Source organism: Martelella sp. AMO21009, from assembly GCF_053484295.1.
Genome location: NZ_JBAKFR010000055.1, coordinates 1 through 11,980 on the forward strand (window position 1 = coordinate 1; position 11,980 = coordinate 11,980).

Consider the following 11,980-nt stretch of genomic DNA (forward strand, 5'->3'; position numbering starts at 1 on the left):
CGCCTCCATCTCGGTGATGAGCCAGGTGGCCGCGCCGACCGGATTGAAGAATTTCACCACGGGAACATGGTCGATATCGCGCTGCCGTCCATTGGCGAGCAGCCGGTCGCGAATGTCTTCGGTCAAGAGGATCATGCCACCCTCCTGTCGCAGGAGGTCTCTGTCGAGCTGGATTCTGCATCGTCTGGCGCGAAGGCCAGAAGCCAGTCGGCGGCCTTGCCCGCCTGGCTGGTAGCGCGGACGATGGCGCGATTGTCCTCGCGCAGCACCTCGAGCCAGGACGCGATATAGTCGGCGTGCCGCACGGTCGGCGCGATGCCGAACGAGGCACAGCAGAAGGCGGCATTGATTTCGGCGATGAGCTCCTCGAAGGCGTATTTCTTGGTGCCGAAGGAGCCGGAGAAATCCCGCCCCAGACGCGAGGCATGGCCTGTCGCGTGGCCCATCTCGTGCAGCGCGGTGCGGTGCCAATTGATGGGCTCGAAATAGGCCTGCGGCGGCGGTACCTGCACATAGTCATGTGCTGGCACGTAGAACGCCCGGTTGCCGCCGATGCGAAAGTCGATGCCGGTCGCGGCGATCATCGCCTCGACGCGCGGTTCGATCAGCCCCGTCGGCACGGGTGGCGCGGTGATCGCTACATCCTCGGGCAGATTCTCGCATTGGTCGGTGTTGAAGACGGTAAAGCGCTTGAGGAACGGGATCGCCTGGGCCTCCTCGCCGGTCTCGTGCGCACGGCGCTTCTCATCCTCCGGCACGAAGCGGTCGGCATAGACGACGGTGGTGCCGCGCTCGCCCTTGCGAACATTGCCGCCGAGCGACAGCGCCTGGCGGAAGGTCAGCCAGCTCTGGCCGGAAAAGCCGCGCTCAATGACGGCGCCCCAGAGGAGCAGAATGTTGATGCCCGAATACTGACGATCAGTGGAGGCGTTCTTCGGAAGGCCAAGGGGCGCCTTCGCCGCCGACGTTCCCCAAGGCTGGACCCAAGGCACCCGGCCGGTCTCCAACTCGGCGATGATCTTGTCGGTGATTTCGGAATAGAGATCGGTCCGGTCGCGCCTGGCGCCGGATTTGCGGTTCTGTCTGGACATCGGGGGTCTCCGCGACGGGCGCCGGAGGCCTCTCCTCCGATCCTCATCCCGTCACGGCAGACCCGTCCGCACTCTCACTCTGAAAAGGGGGCGTTGCAGAGGAATCCCCCGCTTGAAGGGGTCGACCGAGACTACAGGCTCGGCCGCAGGGGAAGGCTTTCCCTTCCGGAAATCCCGTCAAGCAGCCAATTGTCCGTGCTGTTCGAGCAAACGCATTAAGACGGTATTGGCATGCGTGAAATTCGGATACTGATCCTGGAGCTGGTATGCCCATTTCTCGCCGTGGAAGAGGTTATTTCGGAATCGCCAGACAATCATCAGCACCGTCAGGAGCCGATCGCGGGGATCGTCGTTGCTGCCGTCGAGCACCGACTTGACGACATCGGGTTGATCGGCCGGGCGCAGATGCAGGTGTGGAAAGTGGTGAGTGAAGTTGCCGTCTGCGTAATAACGCTGTCGGAAATAAGCCAGCTCGGCGTCAAATTGGTCGGCATTAAGCGTTCCTGCGTCGCGCCATTCGTCGACCTTCGCGCAGATCAGGTCGGCGCGCGCGAAATTTCCCATGACCTGAGCCTCGAACAGGCTCCATAAAAATGTGAAATTGAAGATCGCGTCGCGATCCTGCTCTGGTAGCGCTTGAAATCCTGGCGCATTTGCTAATAGCCATTGCATACTCATCGTCGTCCCCGTTTGTTGTTGATCGTGTAGCCGGTCAGTCATCCGGCGGGTCGCGAACATCCGGGGACAATTCCGAGAAGTCGGTGAGCGTGTCGCAATGGATGCAGTAGTACATTTGGGATGCTTGCTGGAAATGCATGCCGCACAGGCAACCACAGAACGGACAGCATTCATCGATTTCGAGGTCAGCCCATTCCCAGACACCCAGATATTCCGGGATCGCGTCGCTGTCGTAGCCGGTGATCTGGAAAGCATCAGCGTTTTTGCCGACGAACCCACGCTGCCCGGCGCGGATCAGGAGTGGCAAGAGGTCGGCGGGCTCGATCTGAAACCACTCGCCACGAGTTCGGACAGCTTCGAAACGCCCGTGCAGTTGCCGTTCCAGCTCGAAGTCGTCATCCGAGGTAATCCAACCGAGAAGCCGCAGTTCCAACGGATTGCCGGTCTGGAGGTTGCGCTTACGCGCATCGATATTCTTCGCTACGCCGATCTTGATCGGAGAGCACCCTTTTTCATCTTCGCCAATGAAATAGACCGGCACGTCGCACTCCTCGCGGGATTATCGGATCCGGTCGAGCAGGATCTCGACCATCTCCAGATTTGAGTGGGCGACGATGTCGAGCGGACGGTTCTCCTGCCGCATGAGCGCAATTAGGAGACAGGCCGTGAACGGCCAAAAGGACGAACCGGCGGGTAGGTTGTAGCCGCTGATCATCGCCGTCAGCCGCTCGGCGATCGGCGGATACTGCCGGTTGCCCCAATGGGCGTGGGTCGGTGTCATCGCATGGATGGTCACGGCTGCGAGTGCTATCCCCATCGCGCGCTTCTGCTGGACTTCGGCGAAGTTATGCCCGTGCTTCTTCGCATAGGCGGCGAGGCCGCTCGTCATGAAGTCGCGGGCATAGGTGTCGCAGGCGATTTCCTCTTCGGGGAGCGTCGAGGGCGCACGCTTATCGACGCAGAACATGATGTGGCGGAATTCGTGCAGAAGCGCGAAGGCCAGGGCGTAGGCCACGAGGTCGAACGCCGCCTTCTGCTGGACGTTGCTCAGGCTTTCGCGATCGGAGGTTGGTTTGGGGATGTCCGCCGGCCAGGCGATGTCGGCGGTTTGATCGGCCGCGATGAGGGATTGGGTGCTGGCGATGCGCTGCCTGTAGTCAAACTCGAACGGAGTTCGTTCGGCGTCGGCGTTGAGCGCCTGGTCGAGCGACACTCCGGTTATCGTCGCGAGCATCAGCGCGGGTGAATAGACCTCGATCGCGTGCCAGGCGCTGAAGCCGAACAACCAGAAGAAGTCGATCGTCTTGGTGTCGAACTGGATGCGCGTTGAATCGGCGTTCATCGTGACACCCTTGGCGCTCGGTGCGACGTCGACCGCATGGCCGTACTGGCTCCAGAGGCTGCTGATTTCGTCGGCGCGCTCCGGCACGGCGCCGCGCAGGAGATGAAGAATAATCGTCCGGTAGGACGGCTCGGTCGTCATGACTGTGGTTTTTCCAGTCGAGGGAATTTGGCAGTCGCTCTGATCATGACGCCTCGTCTTCGCCAGCCGCGTCGCCCGTTGTCTCTGCTTCGCTGGCCATGCGCAGATGGGTGACCGAGGAGAGGACCGAGTTCGCCCAGATGGTGCTACACTCGATATCGCCTTCGCGCTCGAACCAATGGGTCGCGCCTGGAATGAGGTCGAAAGGGATTGGGTGGGTGGCCAGCGGATTGTGGAACACCTCCAACTCCTGGCACCAGGCTTCACCCCAGGGCCAGAGCGCCTGATATTCGTCGCTGGCGACCGACAGCTCGAAGTCGATCGGCTCCAGAGCGCCCGGGGTTCGGTCGAACAGGATGCCGCGCCGGACTATCGTCAGCCCGGGAGGGCGCCAGCCAGCAAGGAAACCCATGCGGTTGAACTTGGCGAGTGTCGCCGCATGGCTGAAGATAACGGCTGACAGATGGGCGAAGTCGGGATCGCGGAAGAGCCCCGCTGGGATGCCATGCTTGCCCGTCAGATTGGCAATCGGCGTCCCGACTGCGCGCCGCTCTTTGCCTTCTCCTTTGATATCGGCGCGCAGGCCGTAGAGGTAGGTGGGAAGGGCCTCGCGGCTCCAGACCATCGAGCCTGACTCGTGGAAGTCCGCCAATGCGAGAGCGAAGGGCTGGCCCTTCACGTGGTCCATCTCATGATAGTTTCGCTGGAGCTTGCCTCGCAGCGTTTTGGCGAAGCGCTCGGCCGGACCTCCCGTCAGGCGTTCATTGCGGTCCTCCGGTGCATGCACCCAGTCGCCGATCCCTCCCGCACGTGGGGTCTCGGAGTTGGCCGTCACCGCCTCGATCCAGCACCTGTCGCCGTCCTTCTCGACAAAGAAGTCGGGCGAGACATGATCTTGCCGAACGCTCAGACCCTGCTCGCGAAAGCAGGCGAGAAGGTAGAGTTCAAACAGCCGGGAGGCGAAGTTGTTGGTCTGAAAATCCGGGACGAAATTGGCGTCGGGATGGGGCAGCGCGAGATAGCATTCGCCAATCGCCATCAACGCCGGCAGATGGCTGATCGTGGTCGTCAGCAGATCGAATTCCGGCGATGTCCCGCGCGCTCCGGGTTTTACCAAGAGCGGGCGGCGCTTGGCTCCCGGCGGCAAGGGTTCCGGTGGATCGCCGGCGTGCATGGCAATGCTGAGGCGGTCGAGCGCGGCCTCGGGGGTGGAATAGGGGCCGCCTTCATCGACCTTGATCCAGCAGTGATCGATGCGCCGGCGCAAGGCGAGACTGGTGAATATCCCTTGCTCCGGATCAAGAAGGATGCAGCCGCTCGTGCTGCCCCGTCCGGCCTGATAGGCACCGAAGATATGGGCAGGGTCGAAATTGGGGCCGCGTTCGAGCGACAGCGCATAGAGTTCGAACTGGCGCTGGCTGATCGGCGTGATGAGTCGCGGCTCATCGGTCGGGGCCATGGCCGACCTTGATGTAGTTGGAACGTGCCGTCGTCACGGCAGAAGGCTGGACGTTCATCCCGATCAGGCTCCACCGTCGATCTGATCGGTCGCTTTTTTCTGCACGGAATCGAAACCGAAGATCGCTGGGACCTTCTCGCCCTTCACGGGTTCTCGTCCAGTCAGATTCTCGATCTTCACCTTGGCCTGGCCATAAAGAGAAGGGTTGGGACATCCCGGTGTCGGAAAGGGCACGAGCGACAGAGGTTTGCCGTCGATGCAACGGTCCTGCGAGATGGAAGGCAGGAAAACCTGAAGCACCTCGTTCCCATAGGCCATGGTGAAGAAGGCGTAGGGCACAGTGTCGATTCCCGCGCGTCGCCGCATTAACATGAGAACGATGAGGTCGTTGCGCATCGGACCGGGGATAAACGTCCGAATAATGGGAAACTCCGTGACGAAGTTGCGCGAATGGTCAGGGTCGCGAATCCAGTCATAGGTCTGCTGGAAATGCTGGGTCTCGACGTCCGGGATGAGAGTAAGGCCGATTTTGATCAGGCCTTTCAGCGCTGCGACCGGGATGTAGGTGTCACGGTGGAGTTCGAAACGAAGCTGCTTGGCAGCATCGTCCACCACGAAAAATGGATCGTCTTCGTACTCCTTGAGCTGAAAGCCCGTACCCGAATATTCGACACGCCAGCCCTTGTCGGGACCTGGCTTCTTGATGGTTGGGACGCCGCTTCGGCCCTTGATGCGCGAGAGAGTGCGCATGGGTTTGGTCCAGTTCCCGAGATGGTTTTCGATGCCCTCGCCGAAGAGATGATTGCAGGTATCGCACTCATAGTTGCTGAAGAGACCTGTATTACCGAAGGCAGCAGGCAGCGCGTGGGCTTCATCCTTGAAAGTCACGACCGGTTCATCCCGACGGCAGAAGCGGCAATACCGAGGATGTTCTGCGCTTCCGAGCGTCAGCTTTTTGCCGGGTTCGAGGAAAATCGGCTCGGCCCCTGCATAATGTTTGTCGTAGTAGTCCGCGGCAGCGATGGTGGCAGCGTCGAGATCGGTCATCCATGTCTCTCCATCAAGCGCGCCGCAACATCCGCTCAATCCGAACGCGCTGATAGCCGTGTGAATGTACTTGTTGGCGGAGTTGCCGGATATCGCTGACGCCGAAAGCCACGGCGGCCTTCAGCGGGCTGGCAAAGGTCGCGTAGAAGGTCCAGCGCGCGCCGGCAGGAAGCGTCGGGTTTTGCCGCCGGTCAGTGATGACGACATCGCGCGGATCACTGCTGTTGCGGAAGGCGTGGAAGGTGATCCAATCAGGTCGGCGGTAACGCGCCGCCTTGCTGAATGGCACGGACTGGACCTTCACGTCTGTCTGGTCGAGCACCCAGTCGCGCTGCTCTAGGATCTGCCGCACCATGTGGCCGACCATCTGCTTGACGCGATCGGCTAGAACGTCTTCGCGGAACTCGGCGAGGAGCTGTTCCTCGATGCCTTTGACAGCGGGCTTGCTCAGCTCCGAGGCCGTTTCGAGGCGCGCGACATTGTCGTCCCGCGTGAGGAAGGCCCATATGCGCTGGCCCAGCTCGGAGTCGTACAGCGATGCAAATTTCTCGGGGCGGTAGGTCAACATGAGCGTCCCTCCTTTACCGGGCAAATATGGCCGGTTATAAGCTGATGTCAATGGCGAGCGATGAGCGCCCGCTGAATCCGCCGGGGAGGTTGTCTTGGACTTCGAAGATCTCGTGATAGCCGTAGCGCCACCGCCGAACCGCATCGGAAAATCGGACGGTCCGCACGAACATCATCTCTACGAGGGTGCAGTCATGCTTGCCTACGCGATGCATCTTCTTCGCACGCAAGGCGCTCGGGACGTTCGCATCCATCCTGATGGCGAACACGGAAAGCAGTTCGACTTTGCAGGTTGGCTCGACCGGCGCGGCTTCGCGAAGATCTCCGGTCTCGGCAGCACGACCTACGGCGGCGTTTATCGAAATCCTGCGGGGCAAACGATCACCGTCCATCCCAAGTCGGGGCTCGGCGATGTCGTCGCCGAGTTCGGCAACCATGTCATCTCGGCCGAATGCAAGGGCGGCATCATTAATACGCGGCATTCAGGCCAGGTGTCGCGGCTTTACCGCGGTCTGTGCGAGACGGTCGGGCTGCTGATGGCGACGCCGTCACAGGGCCGTCAGATCGCCGTGGTGCCGCTGACCGAGAGCACTTTGCGTCTGGCGAAGCGGCTTGCACCGCGTTGCGCGCTGGCCGGCATCGAGATCGCTCTTGTCGGCAGTCGCGGCTAGGTCATGGACGTAAAGCCGAAGGCGATCGGCGAAGAGGCGACAGAAGGGATGGATGTATGAGGAGAATACTGACAGTGGGGGTCACCTATAGCGGCGAATCAATTGAAGGAGTGGAGATCGACAATTTGGGGCTGTGTCGCCCCGAGATCGATCGAGAGCGGGCTGCATATCCACTCTATGAATACGACACGATCATCATTAACCCTGCGAGCTATACGCACTTTTTGTTCGGAAGTGCCGGCGAGTTCTCCGATGAAGAAAATGAACTTGGTAAGCTGAAGCGGCAGAAGGACAGTTATGACATCGATTCCGCGTTCGACGCCGAAGATCGCCAAAAGGAGATGGAAGCTGCGATCGCGAACGGTGCGACTGTCATCTGGTGTTTGTCCGAACCGAAGCGGATGAATTTCTTCGGCTATCGCGAAACGCATCTGGGGTACGTGGCCCCGAAAGTGACAGAGTTCGTGAAACGCTCAGCCCTTCTCGTGAAGAAGGGCCGAAGGATGGGCACGGTTGATCCGGATAGCCCGTTCACGCGCTATTTTGAGGTGTTGTCACGAACTGGCGGTTGGATGCTGTGCCTGTCCGATCCAGGTGAAGGCTATGTCTCGATCGCCGCGACGCCGGAGGGCTACAGCCTGGGCGGCCAGGTAACGGTCGGCATAACGACAGGCTGGCTACTGACGCCGCCGACATCGCAGGAGGCCGAGAATCAGCTCGTCCGCGATAGCCTGGCGCTGGAGAAAGCCGACCCTGCGCATGAGAAGTACCACGGTATCTTCCTGAGCCACACCGGCGTCGACAAGCCGTTCGTGCGCCAACTGCGCAAGGATCTTCTCGCCCATGGCGTGGAGCGCGTTTGGTTGGACGAAGCCGAAATCGATATCGGGGACTCGCTGATCGCCAAGATCGAGGAGGGCATGAAGCTCAGCCGCTACATTGCCGTCGTTCTCTCGAAAAAGTCGATCGGCGCGCCCTGGGTAAAGAAGGAACTCGACGTGGCGATGAACCGTGAGATCGCCAGCGGAGAAGTCGTGGTGTTGCCGCTGCTCTATGAAGAGTGCGAGCTACCGGAGTTCCTGAAGGGTAAACTCTATGCCGATTTCTCGAAGCCTGAGGAGTATGAGGCGGTTCTTGGCAAGCTCTTGCGCCGGCTCCGGATTTCCTGATGAATGAGGCTGCAACGGGGCCGAGCAGTGCGATGATCTCCGCGATGTCGGACTTGTGGCGACTGCGTCCACCGGGACCGCACAACATACTCGCGCATCCAGCCTTCGAGCGACTGCGTGAAGCATGCCGTGACGGTTATCCGAACGGGGGCAAGAGGGGCCCGGCCTTTGCGCTTTCGACTGCATTGCGGGCTCTTGGCCTTCCCTGCGGTCTGCGGAAGGAGACGACCCATTTGTCCTTGCCTGTAGAGGAGGCGGCAAAGGGCCTCGACGCCGCGATGCGGACGACGAGCGCAAAACGCATTCACCTCGTGCCGCTCGATCTGGCCGATGACCTGCCGTCACTCGTCTTCGGCCCAGCGAAGCTCGGCCGACTGACTGCGGACGAACTGCGGATGCACGTTGATGAGGCAAGGCTAAAGCGGCTCTATCCGCAGCAGGGCTTCGACGCTGAGCGGTTTTCAGAGTTTCATTGGCTCATCGTCGAGGAGGTCGTTGCGCTGGAACATGAGCCCGAAGCGCGTGCTGTCCCGATGCTGTTCATGGACCTGAGCCAGGACCTGGGGCAGATCGAGCCACATAAGGGGCGGTTTCCTGTGACAGTTGAGGAGGCGCTGTTCTTCCTGCTGCTGGCGCCGTGGGAAAGCTGGTCGACAATGGCGGAGGTCGACTGGCGCGGCTTTTGCGTCCCATGGGTCTACACCGTCGACAGTGACATCTTCGTCCGCCCCAACACGCCACCATCGCCGGATGCGTTAAGCTGGGAACCGCGCATCTATGATGACGGTTATGGCGGGACCTATGAGGAGGAGCGGCCCGTCGAGCTGCGCCTCGAAGACACTGCCGCAACCGAGTTGCCGAGCTGGGACCAGAGTCGCTGGACGATAGTCGAGCAGGCGAAGCAGTCGGTCCTGTTCGAAACGCCGATCACCCATTTCTTAGTCCGCGCGTTCCTGGTGGAAGGCATCGACGAATTTCTGGCGCATATTACGACGATCGAAGCGGCGCTTGGTCTGCGCGCCGACTACCAGAGGAGCTTCCGGTTGACGCCTGATCGCCACAAGGGAATGGGTCCTACGAAAAGGATGCGAGGTCGCGTTGCTGGGCTTCTCGGCGATCGCCGTTACGCCGATCAGTATGAGAGGCTGTTTGATGTGCGTAGTGCCTTCCTCCACGGACGCACGATGACGGCCATTTCGACCGAAGAACGGGTGATGGCCCGTTCGCTGGCTCGTGAGGTTGTGGAAGCGCTAATCCTCGCCACACAGGCCGGCCCCATTCCGTCCCGTGAGGGCTTTCTCGACGACCTTCTCGATAAAGGCACGCTCCTCATCTTGCCAAAGTCTTAGGGCTTCGGCCAAAGGTTGTCGAAAATCGGCTTGAGCACTACGGGACTGATCGTCAGAGAGATCGACTTGAGATTGAAGTTGCGAGCTCATGATTTTATGTGCTAAACTCATTAAATCATGGGTGTGTGGCGCAGTGACCTACGACGACTTCATCACCGAACTGAATAAAGCCGGGCTCACCGTTCGGCGCTTCGCCGATCTTATGAAAATGCAGCCGAATTCGATCTCAAACAACAAGAAGAAGGGTGAGATTCCCGATCATCTTGCGGTGATCGCTAGCCTTCTCGCCGAAATGTCGGCGCACGCGATCGATTTCGAGCCGATTTTCACCCGCCTAGAACCCAGTCGAAAAAAGCCACGAGGCGCGTCCAAGCCCGGCAAGTTTGCAGGGGACCCACAGGGCGTTCTGGAGTTGGGTAAATGATGGGTCGCGCCGTCCATCCGATCAAAATGTTCTTTATTTGTTCTCATTGCCGCGATATGTTTCCCGTCAGCACCAATGGCACAGATTTGAGCTTGTGATGTAAGGAGGGTTTTGGTCTCGTCGGAGTGACGAAGGAACGAAGATGAGATCAAAACCCTCGAAAGCCAAAAAGCCCGCCGAACAGGTGGTCAAGGACATTCGCCGTGCGACACGGCGGCATTTCTCAGCAGAAGACAAGATCCGGATCGTGCTCGATGGCCTGCGCGGCGAGGACAGCATTGCCGAGCTGTGCCGCAAGGAAGGTATCGCCCAGAGCCTCTACTACACCTGGTCGAAGGAATTCATGGAAGCGGGAAAGCGTCGGCTTGCTGGCGATACAGCCCGTGCTGCCACCACCGACGAGGTCAAGGAACTGCGCCGCCAGGCCGGAGCGCTCAAGGAATGTGTTGCGGACCTGACGCTGGAAAACCGTCTGCTCAAAAAAAGCATGATCGCGGATGGGGACGACGACGCATGAGGTATCCAGCATCCGAAAAGCTCGAGATCATCAGGCTGGTCGAGCAATCCCACCTGCCGGCAAAGCGCACGCTGGATAAACTGGGTATCGCGCGCCGAACCTTTTATCGCTGGTATGACCGCTACCTCATTGGTGGCCCGGAGGCGCTCGAGGACCGACCATCGGCACCCAGCCGGGTCTGGAACCGGATCCCGACCGATATCCATGATCAGATCATAGAGATGGCGCTTGAGCACTCTGAATTGTCGCCTCGGGAACTGGCGGTTCGGTTCACTGACGAGAAGGGCTACTTCGTATCTGAAGCCAGTGTTTACCGGCTCTTGAAGGCCCACGACCTGATCACCAGCCCGGCCTATGTGGTGATCAAGGCCGCCGATGCGTTCCATACCAAAACCACCCGGCCCAACCAGATGTGGCAGACCGATTTTACCTATTTCAAGATCATCGGCTGGGGCTGGATGTATCTCTCCACCGTGCTCGACGATTATTCCCGCTACATCATCGCCTGGAAGCTGTGCTCAACGATGCGGGCCCAGGACGTTACCGACACGCTGGACATGGCTCTGGCAGCCTCAGGGTGCGACCAAACCAATGTTCACCACAAGCCTCGGCTGCTTAGCGATAATGGCCCCAGCTACATCGCCGGGGAGATGGCCGATTACATCCAGGCCAACCGGATGAGCCACGTGCGCGGCGCGCCCTGTCACCCCCAGACCCAGGGCAAGATCGAGCGCTGGCACCAGACGCTCAAGAACCGCGTGCTACTGGAAAACTACTTCCTGCCCGGCGATCTCGAGGCCCAGATCGCCGCTTTCATCGAACATTACAATCATCGGCGTTACCACGAGAGCCTCGACAACGTGACCCCGGCCGATGCCTACTTCGGAAGGGCACAAACCATCATCAAACAACCAGAAAGGATCAAACGACAGACCATCGAGCATCGGCGCTTGCAACACCGCAATCTCGCCGCATAAAATCAACCCACAGACGAGGCCAACGCTCCTCTATTCAACGCACCAAATTGCGGCAAATCATCTGACGACGGACAATCTGATCCCACAAACACCCCCGATTTTGGTTAGTGTTTTCCGCATCGAATCCCCGGCTGGGAGCGGTGCGGAAACGCATGAAGGCATCGCGATTCACGCTCAGAAGGCGTACATCACCGAGCAGGCGAAGGACGGAACGCGCCGAGGTGTGTCAGAAGGTCGCAATAAGCACGGCGACGTTCTTCAAGTGGAAGGAGAAGTATGCTGGCCTGAAGCTCTTCTCGGCTACTCTTTGTGAGTAGTACTGACTGCTTGCGCCATCTCGTCTACGTTAGCTCTGCTCAAAATTTCACAGCTTGTTCGCCAATTCATCGGCATATTCGCGCAGGCGTGGCATAATCTCTTCGCGCAAATGCTCGGCCGAAATCCTGACCGACGAGGCGCTCAACGTCATGGCTGCGACGATGGCGCCGTCGGGGTCGATGACAGGGACAGCTAGCGAAATCAGGCCCAACTCGACCTCCTGATCGGAA

At 59.8% G+C, this 11,980-nt stretch carries 14 protein-coding genes; 5 read left to right on the forward strand and 9 right to left on the reverse strand.

Going from position 1 to position 11,980, the window contains the following annotated elements; translation table 11 throughout:
- From V6766_RS25135 to V6766_RS25170, 8 genes are all read right to left on the reverse strand, one after another.
- Positions 1 to 135 (reverse strand): DUF2958 domain-containing protein (locus tag V6766_RS25135; protein ID WP_448470990.1); only part of this gene is annotated, 135 nt, incomplete at its 3' end.
- On the reverse strand, positions 132 to 1,091 hold the full coding sequence (locus tag V6766_RS25140) for an ArdC family protein (protein ID WP_448470977.1): 960 nt from the start codon (positions 1,089 to 1,091) through the stop codon (positions 132 to 134). The genes V6766_RS25135 and V6766_RS25140, both read right to left, overlap by 4 nt.
- 177 nt (positions 1,092 to 1,268) lie before the next feature.
- Positions 1,269 to 1,829, reverse strand: a complete 561-nt coding sequence (locus V6766_RS25145; protein WP_448470978.1) for a hypothetical protein — start codon at positions 1,827 to 1,829, stop codon at positions 1,269 to 1,271.
- Entirely contained in the window at positions 1,804 to 2,310 is a 507-nt protein-coding gene (locus V6766_RS25150; protein WP_448470979.1) for a GIY-YIG nuclease family protein, read from the reverse strand. Before V6766_RS25150 ends, V6766_RS25145 begins: the two co-directional genes overlap by 26 nt.
- Before the next feature lie 18 nt (positions 2,311 to 2,328).
- Positions 2,329 to 3,252, reverse strand: a complete 924-nt coding sequence (locus V6766_RS25155; protein ID WP_448470980.1) for a phage exclusion protein Lit family protein — start codon at positions 3,250 to 3,252, stop codon at positions 2,329 to 2,331.
- 43 nt (positions 3,253 to 3,295) lie between these two features.
- The gene (locus V6766_RS25160) at positions 3,296 to 4,711 is read right to left on the reverse strand and encodes a hypothetical protein (protein WP_448470981.1); all 1,416 of its coding nucleotides are present in this window, start codon (positions 4,709 to 4,711) and stop codon (positions 3,296 to 3,298) included.
- 63 nt (positions 4,712 to 4,774) lie between these two features.
- Positions 4,775 to 5,758, reverse strand: coding sequence for an HNH endonuclease (locus V6766_RS25165; RefSeq protein ID WP_448470982.1), 984 nt, complete (start codon positions 5,756 to 5,758; stop codon positions 4,775 to 4,777).
- A 13-nt stretch (positions 5,759 to 5,771) separates the two neighbouring features.
- The gene (locus V6766_RS25170) at positions 5,772 to 6,326 is read right to left on the reverse strand and encodes a hypothetical protein (protein ID WP_448470983.1); all 555 of its coding nucleotides are present in this window, start codon (positions 6,324 to 6,326) and stop codon (positions 5,772 to 5,774) included.
- Positions 6,327 to 6,420: 94 nt separating this feature from the next.
- On the opposite strand from V6766_RS25170, the gene V6766_RS25175 reads away from it, so the two are divergent.
- From V6766_RS25175 to V6766_RS25195, 5 genes are all read left to right on the forward strand, one after another.
- Positions 6,421 to 6,996, forward strand: coding sequence for a hypothetical protein (locus V6766_RS25175; RefSeq protein WP_448470984.1), 576 nt, complete (start codon positions 6,421 to 6,423; stop codon positions 6,994 to 6,996).
- A 74-nt stretch (positions 6,997 to 7,070) separates the two neighbouring features.
- Positions 7,071 to 8,165 (forward strand): toll/interleukin-1 receptor domain-containing protein, encoded by a 1,095-nt coding sequence (locus tag V6766_RS25180; RefSeq protein ID WP_448470985.1) that lies wholly within the window; start codon positions 7,071 to 7,073, stop codon positions 8,163 to 8,165.
- 233 nt (positions 8,166 to 8,398) lie between these two features.
- On the forward strand, positions 8,399 to 9,514 hold the full coding sequence (locus tag V6766_RS25185) for a hypothetical protein (RefSeq protein WP_448470986.1): 1,116 nt from the start codon (positions 8,399 to 8,401) through the stop codon (positions 9,512 to 9,514).
- Between the two features lie 133 nt (positions 9,515 to 9,647).
- Positions 9,648 to 9,938 (forward strand): XRE family transcriptional regulator, encoded by a 291-nt coding sequence (locus V6766_RS25190; protein WP_448470987.1) that lies wholly within the window; start codon positions 9,648 to 9,650, stop codon positions 9,936 to 9,938.
- Between the two features lie 142 nt (positions 9,939 to 10,080).
- Positions 10,081 to 11,432, forward strand: a protein-coding gene (locus V6766_RS25195) for an IS3 family transposase (protein ID WP_448470988.1) whose coding sequence is annotated in 2 segments (ribosomal slippage) — positions 10,081 to 10,417 and positions 10,417 to 11,432 — 1,353 coding nt in all. Because the reading frame shifts where the segments join, the coding sequence is not laid out codon by codon here.
- A gap of 364 nt (positions 11,433 to 11,796) precedes the next feature.
- Here V6766_RS25195 and V6766_RS25200 read toward each other — a convergent pair.
- On the reverse strand, positions 11,797 to 11,980 hold a 184-nt coding region (locus V6766_RS25200; RefSeq protein WP_448470989.1), incomplete at its 5' end, for an IclR family transcriptional regulator domain-containing protein.

Coding starts and splice junctions, on each gene's coding strand:
- V6766_RS25140 (WP_448470977.1), bottom strand. CDS start 1,091: ATGTCCAGACAGAACCGCAAATCCGGCGCCAGGCGCGACCGGACCGAT.
- V6766_RS25145 (WP_448470978.1), bottom strand. CDS start 1,829: ATGTTCGCGACCCGCCGGATGACTGACCGGCTACACGATCAACAACAA.
- V6766_RS25155 (WP_448470980.1), bottom strand. CDS start 3,252: ATGACGACCGAGCCGTCCTACCGGACGATTATTCTTCATCTCCTGCGC.
- V6766_RS25160 (WP_448470981.1), bottom strand. CDS start 4,711: ATGGCCCCGACCGATGAGCCGCGACTCATCACGCCGATCAGCCAGCGC.
- V6766_RS25165 (WP_448470982.1), bottom strand. CDS start 5,758: ATGACCGATCTCGACGCTGCCACCATCGCTGCCGCGGACTACTACGAC.
- V6766_RS25170 (WP_448470983.1), bottom strand. CDS start 6,326: ATGTTGACCTACCGCCCCGAGAAATTTGCATCGCTGTACGACTCCGAG.